Annotated in this window: 14 protein-coding genes; 3 read left to right on the top strand and 11 right to left on the bottom strand. The window is 44.2% G+C overall.

Annotated elements, in window-relative coordinates:
- Positions 1 to 2: 2 nt before the first annotated feature.
- From R7F67_RS13500 to R7F67_RS13450, 11 genes are all read right to left on the bottom strand, one after another.
- On the bottom strand, positions 3 to 1,001 hold the full coding sequence (locus tag R7F67_RS13500) for a TRAP transporter substrate-binding protein (RefSeq protein ID WP_318057221.1): 999 nt from the start codon (positions 999 to 1,001) through the stop codon (positions 3 to 5).
- A 212-nt stretch (positions 1,002 to 1,213) separates the two neighbouring features.
- Positions 1,214 to 2,683 carry a protein adenylyltransferase SelO gene (locus R7F67_RS13495; protein ID WP_042524014.1) on the bottom strand — a complete coding sequence of 490 codons (1,470 nt, stop codon included), beginning with the start codon at positions 2,681 to 2,683 and terminating at the stop codon, positions 1,214 to 1,216.
- Positions 2,684 to 2,859: 176 nt separating this feature from the next.
- On the bottom strand, positions 2,860 to 3,672 hold the full coding sequence (locus R7F67_RS13490; protein ID WP_042524012.1) for a hypothetical protein: 813 nt from the start codon (positions 3,670 to 3,672) through the stop codon (positions 2,860 to 2,862).
- 172 nt (positions 3,673 to 3,844) lie between these two features.
- Positions 3,845 to 6,829: a M6 family metalloprotease domain-containing protein gene (locus tag R7F67_RS13485; protein WP_318057220.1), complete on the bottom strand. Its 2,985-nt coding sequence runs from the start codon at positions 6,827 to 6,829 to the stop codon at positions 3,845 to 3,847.
- Between the two features lie 360 nt (positions 6,830 to 7,189).
- The gene (locus R7F67_RS13480; protein WP_025766961.1) at positions 7,190 to 8,557 is read right to left on the bottom strand and encodes a TrkH family potassium uptake protein; all 1,368 of its coding nucleotides are present in this window, start codon (positions 8,555 to 8,557) and stop codon (positions 7,190 to 7,192) included.
- Positions 8,554 to 9,216, bottom strand: a complete 663-nt coding sequence (locus R7F67_RS13475; protein ID WP_005388291.1) for a potassium channel family protein — start codon at positions 9,214 to 9,216, stop codon at positions 8,554 to 8,556. Before R7F67_RS13475 ends, R7F67_RS13480 begins: the two co-directional genes overlap by 4 nt.
- A gap of 250 nt (positions 9,217 to 9,466) precedes the next feature.
- Positions 9,467 to 10,675, bottom strand: coding sequence for a DEAD/DEAH box helicase (locus R7F67_RS13470; RefSeq protein WP_318057219.1), 1,209 nt, complete (start codon positions 10,673 to 10,675; stop codon positions 9,467 to 9,469).
- Positions 10,676 to 10,774: 99 nt separating this feature from the next.
- Complete coding sequence (locus R7F67_RS13465; RefSeq protein ID WP_017819928.1) at positions 10,775 to 11,515, bottom strand: transglycosylase SLT domain-containing protein; 741 nt, start codon at positions 11,513 to 11,515, stop codon at positions 10,775 to 10,777.
- A 210-nt stretch (positions 11,516 to 11,725) separates the two neighbouring features.
- Positions 11,726 to 12,970 (bottom strand): NAD(P)/FAD-dependent oxidoreductase, encoded by a 1,245-nt coding sequence (locus R7F67_RS13460; RefSeq protein WP_005382268.1) that lies wholly within the window; start codon positions 12,968 to 12,970, stop codon positions 11,726 to 11,728.
- Between the two features lie 7 nt (positions 12,971 to 12,977).
- Positions 12,978 to 14,045: a class I SAM-dependent methyltransferase gene (locus tag R7F67_RS13455; protein WP_017819929.1), complete on the bottom strand. Its 1,068-nt coding sequence runs from the start codon at positions 14,043 to 14,045 to the stop codon at positions 12,978 to 12,980.
- 27 nt (positions 14,046 to 14,072) lie between these two features.
- Positions 14,073 to 14,471: a hypothetical protein gene (locus R7F67_RS13450; RefSeq protein ID WP_005382272.1), complete on the bottom strand. Its 399-nt coding sequence runs from the start codon at positions 14,469 to 14,471 to the stop codon at positions 14,073 to 14,075.
- 76 nt (positions 14,472 to 14,547) lie between these two features.
- Here R7F67_RS13450 and R7F67_RS13445 point away from each other — a divergent pair, with 76 nt between their 5' ends.
- From R7F67_RS13445 to R7F67_RS13435, 3 genes are read left to right on the top strand one after another with little or no spacing between them, the layout of a single operon-like run.
- Positions 14,548 to 15,276 carry a beta-ketoacyl synthase chain length factor gene (locus R7F67_RS13445; protein ID WP_017819930.1) on the top strand — a complete coding sequence of 243 codons (729 nt, stop codon included), beginning with the start codon at positions 14,548 to 14,550 and terminating at the stop codon, positions 15,274 to 15,276.
- Entirely contained in the window at positions 15,273 to 16,040 is a 768-nt protein-coding gene (locus tag R7F67_RS13440; protein WP_005388305.1) for a lysophospholipid acyltransferase family protein, read from the top strand. The genes R7F67_RS13445 and R7F67_RS13440 overlap by 4 nt, the downstream gene beginning before the upstream one ends.
- Before the next feature lie 13 nt (positions 16,041 to 16,053).
- Complete coding sequence (locus R7F67_RS13435) at positions 16,054 to 16,314, top strand: phosphopantetheine-binding protein (RefSeq protein ID WP_005382278.1); 261 nt, start codon at positions 16,054 to 16,056, stop codon at positions 16,312 to 16,314.
- Positions 16,315 to 16,316 lie beyond the last annotated feature (2 nt).

Genomic DNA, 16,316 nt, shown 5'->3' with positions numbered 1-16,316 from the left:
TATTATTTTTGGTTAGACGCCAAAGCGGCTTCGATTAGGTCAGAACCAATGTCTTTTTCGAACTTCTTCCATACTGGTTGAAGTGCAGTGACCCATTCTTGGCGCTGTTCTGGCGTTAGAGTACGAACCACACCACCTGCTTCGATGATATTGTTCTTATTCGCAAGGTTTACTTTGGTTGACTCAGCATTACGCTGCGCAGTTACCTCTTGAATAATGGTGTTTAACTGCTGGCGCTGATCATCTGGTAAGTTTTTCCAGAAGTCGTTTGACGTCACAACTAAGTAATCCAGAATTCCGTGGTTCGTTTCCGTAATGCCATCTTGAACTTCGAAGAATTTTTTGCCGTAAATGTTTGACCAAGTATTTTCTTGACCATCAATAACCTTAGTTTGCAAGCCGCCGTAAACTTCTTTGAACGACATTTTTTGTGGGTTAGCACCTAGCTGCTCAAACTGAGCAACGAGTACATCAGAGGCTTGAACACGGAACTTAAGTCCTTCAGCATCAGTTGGAGAAATGAGCGGCTTGTTGGCTGACATTTGCTTCATGCCGTTATGCCAAAACGCAATGCCTTGTAGGCCACGACGTTTCATTGAGTTTTTCAGCTTTTCACCCGCTTCCGAGTTTTGGAAACGGTCAACCGCGTCGACATCATCGAACAAGAAAGGGAGATCGAAAAGGCGGTACTTCTTGGTGAATTTCTCAAACTTAGAAAGAGAAGGAGCAGCGAGTTGAACATCACCATTCAGTAGCGCTTCCAACACTTTGTCATCATCATAAAGAGTTGAGTTAGGAAACACCTGCATACAGACTTTACCGTTCATCTCTTCGTTGACGCGCTTTTCAAGTAACGAAGCCGCGATGCCTTTAGGGTGTTTGTCCGCATTCGTTACATGGCTAAACTTGATGACCGTTTCACCCGGGTCACAATTTGCGGCAGCATTAAAACTGGTAACAGCAAGTGCAGAGACAGATAGTAGAGTTAGAGGCTTAAACATTATTATTCTCCTTGTTGAATCACATCCCATCCCGTCCATGAGTAACTAGGTGTTAGGCGATGGGTACGGATGTTCAACAAAGAGCAATTAATGGACCATGTTAAAATTTATATATATTTCAATAAATTAACAAAGCCCGTTAACATGAATCCGAAGTGTAACGAGTGAATTCCACCCAAGAAAAAGATATAAATGGGTGGGAAATGACCCATTTATGAAGAACAGCTTATCTCCATTTTCTTCCCCCATTCCGGCGGCAATTTCGCATAATCATCAAACTCGGGTTGCTCATCAAATGGGCGTTTTAACAGTTCGGCCAATCGGTGTAATTCGCTAAAGTCCCCTTCTTCCGCTTTATCAATCGCCAACTGAGCCAAGTAGTTACGCAAGATGTATTTGGGATTGGCTTGACGCATCTGTTTGCAACGCTGTTCGGTTGAAATCAGGCCCCCTAGTTCATCAACCTCTAGCTCACACCGAGCTAAGTACAGATCAAGCCAAGCTCGCGCAGCTTCTCGGTCGAGAAATAAATCGATTACGGCTTGGGAAGGCGCATTATCAAGGTTTGAGAGTGTTCTGAAGAAGCGAGTGTAGTCCGTTTTGTTCTGGTGAAGAAGCTCAAACATAGCTTCAAACAAACGCCCGTCTTCCGCTATCTTAGTTTTTAAGCCCAACTTCTCACGCATGAGGCGGCTGAACTGCTGGCTTAAATGAACTTCAAATTGACTCAACGACGATTCTAAATCTTCTCGTTCAACGAGTGGCGATAACGCATGCGCCAGTGCTGACAGGTTCCAAAGCGCAATTCTAGGCTGTTGATCAAATGCGTAACGACCCTGGTAGTCTGAATGATTACAAATGTATCCCGGCTCATAATCATCAAGAAAGCCAAACGGACCATAATCAAAAGTTTGCCCAAGAATTGACATGTTATCGGTATTCATCACGCCATGCGCAAAACCAAAAGCTTGCCAATATGCGATCATCTCGGCTGTTTTAGTCACGATGGCGTCAAACATCGCGGCATATGGTTTCTCCGCCGATGCACAATCAGCAAAGTGCCACTCAATCACCTTATCCGCCAACAGCTTCTGCTCTGCTAACTGGTTGGTGTAAAAGAAATGCTCAAAGTGACCGAATCGAACATGGGTTTCAGCCATTCGAAGTAACAAAGCGCCCGATTCCGTTTTTTCTCGATAAACAGGTGTATCACTGACCATCATACCGAGAGCACGTGTCGTGGGAACCCCAAGGCCTGCCATGGCTTCACTGCACAGGTACTCACGGATAGTCGAGCGTAATACAGCTCGCCCATCTCCCATTCGCGAGTAAGGCGTTAGCCCTGCACCTTTGAGGTGAAGATCAAACCAAGTACCATCCTGATGCTCAATTTCTGCCAACAGTAATCCACGTCCATCGCCCAAATCTGGGTTGTAAACGCCAAACTGATGGCCTGCATATTTCATCGCAAGAGGACGAAATTGTTCGAATTCACTTAGCCCAGAAAAAACCGCCAATAACTCATCGTTTTGCTCTTCTGGTAAACCAAACTGCTGTGCAAACTCACCATTCCAAGCGGCCCAGCGAGTGTTGTCCAAGGGTTGTGGCTCGACCAGCGTATAGAACGCTGACGGTAATTGACTAAAGCGATGGGTGAAATTGACCCGTTGCCAAATGGACATGTAGGGTTCCTTAATAAAAAGAAGTACTGTTGTGAGTATACGTGTGAATGTCCCTGTCATTCAGCCATGAAATGGACATGGGTATTTTGCGTGAATAACGCGAAGGCGGCAGGAAGGTATCAACCTGCCGCAGACCATCTCCTAAACGGAGGTATCATGTAAAAACGATCAAAGGGTTAAGCGGAAAATTCTTCACCCGTTTTTGGTGGCTGTGATGGCGTATCAAAACGAGCGCGTTCGATATCCACTACCGTTTTATAGCTCAACGATAACAATGCCAGCTGGTACGCGCCAAAAATACCATAGGCCACACCGACGAGGCTCAACATAAAGAGATTCGTAAAGTGGCTAAAGATCAGCTGACTGAGCAAGCCCGCACCCAATGGAATTAGTCCCATCAAAATGAATACTTGTTTGTTGTATGGTCTGCTCTGGTTCCACGAACGAAGCAAGCTTCGCGGCTGATGATCCATTGCTGTCGCTGGCAACACAAATGACCATCGCGCCATTACCCAATAGCCAGGAATGCTTGCAATCGTTGTGATAATAGCCATAGCAACAAAGTCGGCTTCACCACTTTCTGCAATGTAGATAAACGACAACACAAAGATCGGGATACCAATAACGAGCATCATCATCAGTCCAAACAGTATCCACCAGCCTATGAAACGGAATTCTCGAGCTGACAAACGACATACATCCAACGCCGAGTGCATGTAATCGCCGACTAAATAAATTCGATGCACACGCACAGCCGCCATAGCGGCAACAAGTGGGTACAAAATAATTGTGACGAAATAAAATCCTGAGACATTGCCTTCTTGAACGTTCGCTTGATCTTGCCCCGTCATTTCAGGATACATAAAAGCAAAAATTGAGTGCACGATAATCAACGGAATACAAGCAATAACAATTGCGAGTAGATTCCTTCTGACCATCACTGCCGCTTCTCGGCATATTTCCGAAACAGAAAAGCCCTCGGTAGACATATAACATCCTTAGTTCATAAAAATCGGCCCCTAGGGTAACCGCAGAGTAGAAAAATCGCTTTAAAAATAATGAGAAACACATCTCATAAGATAATGAGAACGAAACCAAAATAAATCAGATAAAAAATAAGCCACTCAATGTGAGTGGCTTATACCGCAATTCAATACCGTTTTAGACGCGACGTCGCCAGCCTAATGTTGCAAGTAACATCAAAGCCCAATAAGAAACACTGCCGCTACCTTCAGAGTTCTTGAATGTCGTTGTCTTCAAAGAAGCAACAACCGTCACGATAACTTCACCCGTAGCAGTGGCACCATGACCGTCTGAAACCGTATATTGCAGCTTGATGCCGTCAGTAGGGCTATCCGGTGCTTGAAAACGGATTTTGCCATTCTCTACACTCGCACTTCCCACACCCGTTACGTTCTGTACGCTTTCTACAACCAGTTTATCGCCGTTCACATCCGAATCATTGCTCGCTGCATCAATCAGAATACTTTCACCAACGGCAACGGTCGCCGTATCTGCAAGCGTAACTGGCGCTGCGTTTTTCATGGTTAAATCGACGGTAGCACTGGACGTTTCATTACTAGGGTCAGTCACGGTTAAACGGAATGTCAGAACCTCACCCGCTTTTGCACCTTGAGGCACCGTAAAGCTTGTGCTAACACTGGTTGCATTGCCAAGAGAAACTGAAGTGCCAGCCAACTGCTCCCATTTATAACTCAACACATCGCCATCAGCATCCGCACTATTTAACGCAGACAACGTGACTCGCAGCCCAACCGTCATGTCTTTATTATCAACATCAATCACGGCCACTGGCGCTTCGTTGCTGCCAAGCACTTCCACCTGCACATTCACGATTGAAGATGAGTACGCACCATCAACCGACAACAAACGATATTGGAAAGTGTCCAGACCAACGAAGTTAGCTTCAGGTTGGTACTGGTTGCCAGAGATGGTGCCGTGCTCAGGCTTCTGCACAATGTCCACATTGAACTGATACCCTACCGCCATGAAATCATTGTCCATCAGGTTCAGTTTGATTGGCGTATTTTTATTGGTTTGTAACGAATCAGATTTCGCTTCAACCAAGTTGCTCGCATCCACATTTAATAATGCTGCAAACGGAATATAAGAGAACCCGGCTTTTTCTAGACCAAACGTGCCAATCTCGCTGTAATCACCAGTCCACATTACAGGTAGAGAGGCTTTTTCAGTTTTTAGCAAGCGACCGAAATCAAAGTTTGCATCAAATTGACCGCCTTCCAATTCAACGACCAATAAATGCTGACCCGCACTCAATTGGCTTGGTTGGGGGAATAAAATTCGAGATGACTTTTGGAAGTTACCTTGCTGTAAAAGCTCAGCGTTGTTTTGATTCAATATTAATCGATAGCCAATGTTTCCAGAAAATGGGAATCGCCAAACTCGATAAGTCATGTCACTTTGAGCGCTATCTCTTTGCGCGTAAAGTTGAAGACCATCAAGCTCTGTATCACTATTCAAGTCCAGTGGCACCGCCAGAGTGTTACTCCCACTCGCGTACACATAACCTTGGTGAAGAGAGTTCAGCCATGCTGATTTATTTGGTTCGTTTGTATGCTCAAGAGAAAAGCTACCGCCGTTGGTGTTGCTGGCAATGTTGGAAATACGAACCCCAGTATCAAACCCTGTGATCGCTCTCAGACCCGGGGTCGATGTATCTGAAATGACATCGCCACCATTAGGGTACAAATCGTCAGCGTCACTCCTACCATCATTTTCTAACTCATTCAGACCATCAGCCTGCATGATTTGAACCTGCATCGCGCCAACATCATTAAAGCGGTTCTGGACATTGACCGACGTAGCTAGGATACCTTCAGCCGCCAATGCTCGGTCGTAACCGCTAAAGGTGCGATTTTCCAAGTAAACACGTGGGCCAAACTCTTTCAAGTACGGGTCGAGATACACCAGCTTGACATCGTCGTTGTTCACAGAAATAGGCGCTGGACTTTCATGAGTTACCGTTGGTACAACAAAACCAGCAGCGTGTTTGCTCCATGCACTCATGTTCACCGGAGTGTCACCAGCGTATGAATCTCCCGGTTTCTGCGCCCATGAACCGCCACCCATCACGCCCCAAGAGCCGATCGAGGCATCACTGTTCCTTGCGTACAAATCCGGTAAGCCAAGCATTAAGTGGCCAAGCTCGTGTACGATCACGCCCAAGGTCGCTTGATGATCAACTTGATAGTCAGCGAACACACAATAGTCTGTGATCTTTTTACCATCTAGTGTGACATCATCGTGAGAGAATTTGTGCGGCCAAATAGCAGGACGGTTGAGAACCCCTGTTGAACGATCTCCCCCCGCAAAAATAAACATGACAGAGAGTTCTGACGGTTCTACGGTACCATTTTGATTGCTGTCGTAGGCCGAAAGATTAAAGTATGGATCCAGTTTTTGATAAGCCTCGGTGAAAACCGCATTCAACTTGGCGGTGCATGTCTTATCAGTCGAACTAGAGTGACAGTTAGGGTGGCTTTGTGCCACAGTCACATCTATCACACCGTCATTGGCGGTGCCGTAACTCTCAAGTGCAGGAACAACTTTGAATTTACCTTGAGAGTTTTTATCAAAGTAATCCACAACGCTTTGACCATTGGTATTAAATACGCGTTGCTCGAAATCGTGCACCATTGCTTGGTCATCAAACGAAACTTGCACAACCAATAGGGGCTGCTGCTTCACCGTTGAACTGCTCATCGCCTGGTAACCTTGCGCCGAACGCAGTAGGTTTTTTCGTGCCATCGGTTCAATGGTTTTTAGAGAAGATAATTGCGGTTTAACTTGTAAATCCGGGCGAAACTTCGCCGACTCAGGTGGCTCACTCGACTGCGTTTTCACCACACCTGTCGAGATCAATATTGGCGTGTCTGACTCGCGCTGAATCTGCGCGAAAAACCAAACGCCGTCTTCCTGAAGTAAGGCATTGCCCTGCTTATCTTCAAACCAGTGGAAATCTGCCGTTCCACGTAGAATTGCCTCACTGGAGCTACCATCGCTCAACGCAATAGTATGCCAAACCGGCGATGGCGGAGTAGTTGCCATGCTCTTCCCTGCAAGAAGCGCAGTTAGCATAGCCATGGCGAGTGTGTTGAATTTCAAAGTACGACTCCATCTTTTCGATTCGTTCATTCATACCAAGCACAACAAACACAAAGTAACCCTATGGGCATAGAGTAAGACTGAGTGACTATTGACGAAGGCTGGTATCAATTCGCTCAGATAACACGACGTAGTTTGGTGTCACACTACAAAAGCGTCGGATTCCAAAACGCTGTTATGAGCGTAGCTTCTGAGAATATAAATTGAGTGAATGAATAGTATCGAAACGAAAGGAAGAAGAAATGAACTTCTACGAATTTGTAGGTAAAATTGGGCAACATTCCACATATTCTATAAATGTACGAGCACTGCTATTAATCAATGCTCGTAATGGTCGCGCGGCCATTGTTTAACGCTATATTAACCTGTAAGAACGGCGTCTTCTGGGTATTTGACCAAGGTAGGTTCAGGACGTGCCAACATGTAGGCAAGCGTGAGCGGCCCAATACGACCAATGATCATCACCACGATCATAATGTATTTACCAGGTTCAGAAAGTTCCGCAGTCAAACCGGCGGTGAGCCCCACTGTGGCAAATGCGGAAATGGTTTCAAACATAACCTTATCAAAGCTGGCCTTCTCGGTAAGCATCAATAAAAACATTGCGCTTGTCAGGATAGCTCCGCTCACAACGATAATTGCCAATGACTTAGTCACAGTTTGCCAATTTATGGTTCGCTTAAACATAACCACATGTTTCTTTTGGCGTAAAAAGGTCCACGTAGCCATAAACGCAACAGCAAATGTGGAAACTTTAATACCGCCCCCCGTTGAGGTGGAACCCGCTCCAATTAACATCAGAACAATCATGACCAGTAAGGCCGGCTGGGTAAACAACGCCAAGTCAACACTATTAAACCCTGCCGTTCGCGCACTCGCAGATTGAAAGAATGCCGCCAACCATTGCCCTGTTGCAGGTAAAGACGCCATTGTGTTTGGGTTGCTTCGCTCAAGTAACCAAAACATCATCGTTCCGACTAAGAGCAATATCGGTGTCGCAATCAGCATGATTTTGGTGTGAAGATGCAAAAAGTGGAAACCTTTGCGCCAGTTTAGCCAGATGTCACCCACAACAGTAAAACCAAGCCCGCCAAAAATGAATAGCCCCGCCAGTGTAAAGATAACCAACGGATCATTCACAAAGCTCATCATACTGTCAGAAAACAGCGCGAACCCAGCGTTGTTAAATGCAGAAATTGCATGAAACAAGGCGTAAAACATACCAGTCTGCCAGCCCATTTCAGGGACCCAGCGGATAGAGAGAAAAATAAACCCGACCGTTTCTGCAACAAGCGCGAAAACAACAATCCGCTTTACTAGTCGGTTTAGATTGACTTGCCGATCTTGCCCTAATGCTTCTTTCGCCAGCGCTTGTTGACGCAAACTCAAACGCACGCCGAACATATAGAGTAAGACTGCCGACAACGTCATCTGCCCCAACCCACCGATTTGCATTAAAAACATCAGCAAGATTTTACCCGCAAGCGTAAAGTGTTGCCCAGTATCGACAACACCAAGCCCTGTCACACTAATAGCGGACGTTGCAGTAAACAAAGCATCCGTTATCGACAGGCCCGTAACAGAAAAAACTGGCAAGGTTAGCAATACCGCAGAAGGCAGTAAAACACCGAGAAAACTGAGCAATATAATTCGCGGTTCGTTGCCTTTCGCTTTCTCTTGTTTACCATCTGGTGCGTAAAAAACACCTTTCTGATGAAAATACGTCATAGCGATTTTAATTTATTTGCGAGCGCATCTTGAGGGCCGACCACAATAATTAGGTCACCAATTTCTAGTGTGGTATTAAGGTCAGGTGCCTTGGTAATTTCTGGGCCCCGTTTAAACCCTAGCACTTGCACGCCATCGACTTTGCACAGAGCCAAATCACTTAGTGTCTTACCCATCCAACGAGAGCCAATCACAAACTCCGTCATAGCTAAGCCACTGCCTAATGGGTGGAACTCAAGAACCCGTTTATCGAGCATTTTACGCGCGACACGTATCCCCATGTCACGCTCAGGCATGATAATGTGGTCTGCGCCAATTTTTTGCAGAACACGAGCTTGGAAGCGGTCGTTGGCTTTAACCCATACTGACTTTACTCCCGCCTCTTTAGCAATCAATGTCGCAAGAATACTGGCATTGACATCCGCTCCGATGGCAATCATCACCATGTCGTAATCATCAAGTTTGAGCTCAGCAACCGTCTCTTCGTGAGTACAGTTAGCCACAACCGCCTGACTAACAAAACTGGCGGCTTCTTTAACTCTGTCTTCGTTGATGTCAACGGCTAAAACTTGAGCGCCTGAATCTTGTAACTCTTTACACACTGCCAAACCAAATCGGCCAAGACCAATAACGGCGAATTGCTTATCACCTGTTTTCATTTGTGCCCCATCTTATGCATTCATTAGCAAGCAAAAAAGTTTGCGCCCATTCCTTACCTTGTGCAAACCTGCGGACAGATAATTGACAAAAGCTTAACGCACCTTGATTCACTTTACGTGTTAAGCGTATGACACTGATTAACTTTTTTCCTCATTACCGAATAGAAACCGTCGCGATGGCTACATAATTGGATGCCTTAAAACGCAAAAAGCCGCAAGAATGCGGCTTTTAGATCATGGGATAAACTGGCTATTTTGATTCGCGCTTATCGCGCGGTTTACGTTTATTCTTAGGCACGTAATTTAAAATTGAAATTGGTACTGGCTTTCTTGGCGCAAAACCTTCAATTTCCACTCGCTCTAGCAAGTACCCTAAACGACTTTCAATCATGCAGAGGTTCTTAAAGTCGTCTTTTGAAACCAGTGATATCGCCTCACCTTTCGCGCCAGCACGACCTGTACGACCAATACGATGTACATACTCATCCGCTGGGTAAGGTAAATCGTAGTTGATGACAACTGGCAGATTATCAATATCAATACCGCGCGCAGCAACGCCGGTTGCGACTAAGTACTGGATTTCACCCGCTTTAAACTTTTCTATTAATTCCTGGCGAACACGCTGATTACGGCCACTGTGGAATGCTTCTGCCACAATGCCACGTTTCTCAAGTTGGCTTACCAGTTTGGCTGCGCCGTGTTTAGTTTCAATAAATACCAGTACTTGCGACCAGTCATTTTCTTTAAGCAAGTGACTTAACAGCGACGACTTCATGTCTTTATCGACGGTCGTGATCCACTGTTTAATATTTGATTTTGAGGCACTGTGCTTTGCAATCGTGATCTCTTCAGGATCAATAATCGCATTTTTCGCCAAGTCACGAACAGGGTTAGATAACGTTGCTGAGAACAGCAAACTTTGCACATGTTCTGGCATACAGTCGACGATTTTGTCGATCGCATCGATGAATCCCATATCCAACATTTTGTCGGCTTCATCAAGCACTAGCATTTCCACTTCATCAAAGTGAATCGCGCGTTGACCGTACAGATCAATCAAGCGCCCAGGCGTGCTTACCACAATATCGACACCCTCGATCAAGGCTTGTTTTTGTGGTGCATAATCCACACCACCAAACATCGCCATTGAGCGTAATGGTAAGTTTTTACCATAAGCTTCAATACTTTGATGAACCTGAAGCGCCAGTTCGCGTGTTGGCGTTAGGATAATCGCACGAGCGCGTTTTTTATGTTGCGTTTCGCCTCGACTAAGCTTTTCTAAGATTGGCAGAACAAAACTGGCCGTTTTACCTGTGCCCGTTTGCGCTGCTGCAATTAAATTGCGGCCACGCAATACGATTGGAATGGCTTTTTGTTGGATAGAAGTGGGTTTTTCATAACCTAGCGCTTTTACTGCATCAGCAATCGATGCGCTTAAACCAAGCTTAGAAAATGGCATAGAAAGGTCTCAACAGAGGAAATGGGCGCGTAGTGTATCAGAATCCCCGTGAAGTAACAGAAGGATTCATGCGCGAAAAACTAGGAACATGACACAATCTTAGCCCATGAAATTGGGCTGCAAACCTTTTTCTAATTTTTTCCTCACTTTGTAGGAAACATCATTAAGCGTGATTTTCCCCGTGTTGTGGCGATCGATACCTGCATTCTGTCGATAGGCTATTGAGCCTTGTCTGAACAAAACGAAAGACAGCGGTTTACCAATCGCAGCAGGGTAGAGAATGGCCATGTAAGCATCTTCTAAGCTATTAATTTTATTTCGATAGGGCCAATAGTACGCTTTCACATAGTCAAGTTGTTCAAGCGCGCTCATTCTCGCAAGAGTCTTTGTGTTCACTCCTAATGATTCTGCGGTAGAGGGCATAAATTGAATTAACCCTGTAGCCCCGCTTCCGGAACCATTTTTGATGCTTGGACTGAAAGTTTCAGCAGTTTCAAATGCCATGCACGCCATAAGATGATTAGGATTGATCTTTAGCTCTTTACTAATACGAATGACTTTAGATTTGAACTCTGGAGAAACTTTACCTCCCCACGCGACCGCGTTCTCGGGATCTGCAATCGAAGAGACCGTTGATGCGTCATGTTCTTCGACAATTTTAGAAAGTAGAGGAAGCGTTTGGCGTAGTCGATGGCTCGAACTCACCAAGCGAATTGATTTGGTAAGAAACTTGTCTTTTTTTTGATGTAGTTTTTGGAACTTTACTAACTTATACAGTTGCTTATAAACCGTTTTCACAACGAAGCCGGATGTAGGGAACACTCCCAGAATGTAATCCATTTCCTACAAATTTAATATAAATATCAGCAACAGGAATCCTGGATGTGATCAATGTCACCATAAAAATTCTCAAATTCGATACACGCCGATGTAAGTGGTCAATGTGTCTCCAACACGCTAGAAGTAAAAGTAAAGAGGCATTAAAAAGGTCTTACCAATTTTTTGGTAAGACCTAAGTTTACTGATTCTCGGATAAGCGAATGTATATTCTTACAGTTCAGCTTCCCGAACCAGTTCTGCAAGCGTCGACAAACGCTGCTCACTTTGTTTAACGTAAGGATTATTCGTATCCCAAGCATATCCAGCCAAAATCGCACTAATCATCTGTTTAATACGTGGGTTCGGGTTTTGATAGAAAATCACATCTTGCAACGTGCCGTTGTACCAGCCTTCCACATAAGTGCGGAATGTGTTCACTCCCACCATTAAGCGTTGCGAGTACTCTTCTTGCCAATCAACCTTTTCACCATTCAGCTGACGAACCAAGCAGTCCGCTGCAAACTCTGCCGATTTCATGGCGATAGTGACACCCGATGAAAATACAGGATCAAGAAACTCACCAGCATTACCAAGCAACGCGTAGTGCTCTGTCGCTAAACGTTTGACGTTAGCAGAATAGCCACCCAACTCGCCTGCTGGATTCGGGTAATTCGCGTTTCGCAATAAAGCAGCCAAACCCGGCTCTTCATTGGCTAACTGCTGCAACGCTGCAATCTTATCTTCTGGGTATTGTTCGAAAAATTCTGGCTCACCCACCACACCAAACGAACAGGTACCATTAGAGAATGGGATTAGCCAGTACCATACGTCGTGATTTTCAGGATGAACTGAAATTAAAATTTTGTTGCGATCGTATTCCGGCTCTTGGGGAGAGATATGATCTTCGATATGGGTAAAGATCGCTTTTCTAGGCGGAAGACAAGAAGGTTCTTCTAGCTCCAACAAGCGTGGCAAAACACGCCCAAAGCCACTGGCATCCAACACAAAATCTGCTTCGATTTGATAAGCCTTCTTATTTGAGTCGAGCACTTCTAATCGAGACTTTTTCCCTTCAAACACTAGATTGAGCAGTTCATGCTGATAGCGAATCTCTACGCCTTGCTCTTCAGCGCTATCTGCCAATACTTTATCAAAGCTGGCACGTTGAACCTGAAACGTCGTGCCCGGTCCTGGCGTGTATTTGTTTGTAAAGTCGAACTGGGTGTATACGCCATTACGACGAAATGCAGCACCATCTTTATACTGGAAGCCAAACTGCTTTACTGCATTGGTCATTCCTGCTTGTTCAACAACTTCCATACATGCAGGGAGCAGGCTTTCTCCTATGGAAAAGCGTGGAAAAGTCGCTTTTTCTAAGACAACAACATCTATGCCACGCGATTTTAATAACGCAGAAACGGTTGAACCTGATGGCCCCGCTCCTACGACAACAACTTGCTTGAGCTCTGTTTTCATTCTGAATTTAGTTTGCTTGTAGTTTTAATAAGGTATGACCAAGGCCAATATTGTCGGTTCTTTCAACGACAGATAAACCTGCCGCTTCGACAATTTCTAAGAAATCATCACTGCGATAAAAGCGACTATTACCGTTAGCTAAACAGGTAAAATAAAGAGAAGTGGCATTAAGGCTATAGGAAGCTCCCGCGTATTTTTGAGCATCCCAAAACAGCTCCAATACGTAAATAGTATCTCCCTTCGTTAACTGGGCTTTAACTTTTTTAAGGATATTGAGGATCTCAATTGGGGAAAAGCAATCCAAGAACTGGCTCATCCACCATACGTCAGCGTGTCCAGGCAATGTTTGTGCTTTATCCAGCATGTTTGCAGGGTATGGACGTACACGCTCGACGAACTGGTTTTCTGAAACATTCTTCATCGCTACTTCTAATTGCTGTGGTAAATCAACAATCGTCACTTGAACGTCAGGGTCATGTTTACAACACTGAATCGCCCATTTTCCCGTATTTCCGCCAATATCCACAAGATGCTTTGGCTTGCTTGCAAATACTTCTTTAAGCAGAAGTGGGAACGAGCGATCCGAATAGAAATGATCGAACTTAAACCAGCTCTGTTTGGCTTGTTCTGGTAACGTCGATAGACCTTGATAAATGGTCTCCCAATTGCCCAACTCTTTCAAACCTGACGGTTTACCTTCTTGAATTGCTTCCGTCAAATGCATCATCGCGGCGTAACAAACATCTGCCGTAAAATCCATGTTTGCATTCGTCATACCATCATGAAGAAGGTAAAAACCAAGGTTTGCAAGCGAATAGTTAGGTCGTTCCCATAAAACAATATGCGCACTAATCGCCATATCCAACAGTACTTTAACACCATATTCTGATACTCCCGTTTTCTCGGCAATATCTGTGGCACTCATGCCTTGAGCGCCAGCGCTGTCTAAAACGGCTAAAATACCTAAATCTCGAAGCGTTTTGGCGGTCTGGAACACGATTGGTGCAAAAGATAACTTCTGAGCTTCTGTCTTCGCTTCAAAAGCATTAAAAGGGTCATTATTTTGATTTAACACGGAAAAACCTAACTGCAATTAATAGTTTTATTGTTGAGATTGATTGCCCAACAATGCAATAGCTCGCTGAATATCAACATTCAAGTTGTTTACCCAACGATTGTAATTGCGGTGGATTTTGCCATCACTTGCTTTGAGATTTACTGAGTTGAGATAAATAATTGAGTAATATTTATTATTGTATGGGATTTTTACTTCTGCAGAGTGTTTACGAACGTGGATTTTTGCAATAAGAACACCAGGGCTTACTTCTTCGATCGTCCAGCCTCGGTTAGTTGCTGATTGCACTATGGCCATTTTTACTTGTTTATTTTGAAGATCATAAGCAACTGGAGTATCCTCCACATTCATTACAGGTTGTACTCGTCCACAACCAACAAGAAGCAAAGTTAATAATAACGAGACATACAGCTTAAAACGCGACATGATAATTTCCTTTTTATTGTGAATTTGGGTCAACCCCAATTTGTATCGAGCTGTAAAATAAACAATTTAACCCAATATGCCAAACTCGAAGATCAACATTTCGTTCAATATTGATGCGTGGACAGCGAATTCATTCGGTTTATCCGAATCCAATGAATGGAAACAATGGGCAACAGAGATAAAATGGCCAGAAGATGGCAAAATCAATGTTGCAAATATTCCTGCGATGATGCGCAGAAGAATGAGCCCACTCAGTAAACTGGCGGTACAAACTGCAATCGAAATGCTTAATCAACATCAAGTTGATTACCTTGTATTTTCAAGCCGTCATGGTGAACTGCATCGCAGCGTCGCACTAGTTGAAGATATAATTAATGGAGAAGAGGCGTCTCCGATGGCTTTTTCTCAATCGGTGCACAATACCGCCGCAGGGCTTGCCACTATCGCAACTAAACAACCCATTCCCCTAACTTCTATCGCTGCGGCAGAAAACACATTCCAAAGCGCAATATTAGAAGCATGGCTGTTTTTGTCCGACAATCCTGACAAAAAAGTACTGCTTGTTGATTTTGATGAGCCTATGCCTGACTCTTATTTAGAATATGAAAACCAACAATACCAAGGGTTTGGACTTGGCTTAATACTTTCTCATGGAGACAAGTTCGCGATACAAAGCTCCATAAACGCAGAACGTTCCGGTCATCCTCTTCCTCAAGGTTTAGTATTTTTGCAACAATACTTGTTAGATAAAAGCCAGTGGACTATTTTCGCTCCGCAACAAGCTTGGGAATGGCACAAAAAATGACTCGCTTAAATCAGTATTGGCGTGTGCTAGCAACAGGCTTTTGTTTTTCAGTATTTGGGTTAGGTGGTTTAGTACTGAGTTTCATTGTTATTCCGACCATTCGTATTTTTGTTTCAGACCAAACGGAACGCGAATATAAAGTTCAGGGTGCGATTCGATATTCATTCAACACATTTTGTAAATTGATGAAGTTGAGTGGCGCAATCGATTATCAAATTATTGGTGCCGATATTCTTCAACAAGATCGTAATTGTTTAATTGTTGCCAACCACCCTAGTTTAATCGATTACGTTCTCATTGCTTCACAATTAAATCGCTGCGACTGTTTAGTAAAATCGGCAATATGGTCGAATCCTTTTATGAAGCACATCGTAAAAGCAGCCGGATATATTCCCAATGAAGCACCGGATGATTTATTAGCACTTTGTGATGAACGATTTAACAAAGGCAACGTGTTGCTTATATTTCCTGAAGGAACAAGAACAACACCAGGTGTAGAGCCGAAATTACAACGCGGTGCAGCACAAATTGCGGTAAGAACAGAACGAGATTTAAGAGTTGTCCATATTACGGTAACGCCAAGTTTCCTCACAAAAGAGAAAAAATGGTATCAAGTACCGGCAACAAAGCCCTTTTTCAGGGTTGAAGTTAAGGATAAAGTTGAGATTACCCCCTTTATAAAGCAAACTACGTCGCCGACAATAGCGGCGCGACGCTTACAACAGCACCTAGCTGAAAACATTTTTCCAGAAAACTTTTATTAATAAGCAGGTCCCAGTGGAACAGTTACACAACGACATTAAGCAACTTATTATTGATGCTTTAAACCTTGAAGATTTAACCGTAGATGATATTGAAACGGATGCACCACTTTTTGGTGATGGACTTGGCTTAGATTCTATCGACGCGCTTGAGCTTGGACTCGCAATAAAAAAACAATACAACATCGTTATTGATGCCGACGACTCAAATACGCGCGAACACTTTGCGTCTGTAGCAAATCTAGCGAAATACGTTTCTTCTCAAACTAATGAATAAGT

Source organism: Vibrio sp. YT-17 (assembly GCF_033337375.1).
GTDB lineage: Bacteria > Pseudomonadota > Gammaproteobacteria > Enterobacterales > Vibrionaceae > Vibrio > Vibrio alginolyticus.
Note: the sequence above shows the minus strand (reverse complement) of the source record. Positions and strands in the feature narration are given on the sequence as shown.

Bases quoted from the DNA above. Each gene is read 5' to 3' on its own strand.
- R7F67_RS13500 (WP_318057221.1), bottom strand. From the start codon at position 1,001: ATGTTTAAGCCTCTAACTCTACTATCTGTCTCTGCACTTGCTGTTACC.
- R7F67_RS13445 (WP_017819930.1), top strand. From the start codon at position 14,548: ATGCCAAACTCGAAGATCAACATTTCGTTCAATATTGATGCGTGGACA.
- R7F67_RS13470 (WP_318057219.1), bottom strand. From the start codon at position 10,675: ATGCCATTTTCTAAGCTTGGTTTAAGCGCATCGATTGCTGATGCAGTA.
- R7F67_RS13475 (WP_005388291.1), bottom strand. From the start codon at position 9,216: ATGAAAACAGGTGATAAGCAATTCGCCGTTATTGGTCTTGGCCGATTT.
- R7F67_RS13495 (WP_042524014.1), bottom strand. From the start codon at position 2,683: ATGTCCATTTGGCAACGGGTCAATTTCACCCATCGCTTTAGTCAATTA.
- R7F67_RS13490 (WP_042524012.1), bottom strand. From the start codon at position 3,672: ATGTCTACCGAGGGCTTTTCTGTTTCGGAAATATGCCGAGAAGCGGCA.
- R7F67_RS13480 (WP_025766961.1), bottom strand. From the start codon at position 8,557: ATGACGTATTTTCATCAGAAAGGTGTTTTTTACGCACCAGATGGTAAA.
- R7F67_RS13465 (WP_017819928.1), bottom strand. From the start codon at position 11,515: ATGGATTACATTCTGGGAGTGTTCCCTACATCCGGCTTCGTTGTGAAA.
- R7F67_RS13460 (WP_005382268.1), bottom strand. From the start codon at position 12,970: ATGAAAACAGAGCTCAAGCAAGTTGTTGTCGTAGGAGCGGGGCCATCA.
- R7F67_RS13450 (WP_005382272.1), bottom strand. From the start codon at position 14,471: ATGTCGCGTTTTAAGCTGTATGTCTCGTTATTATTAACTTTGCTTCTT.
- R7F67_RS13440 (WP_005388305.1), top strand. From the start codon at position 15,273: ATGACTCGCTTAAATCAGTATTGGCGTGTGCTAGCAACAGGCTTTTGT.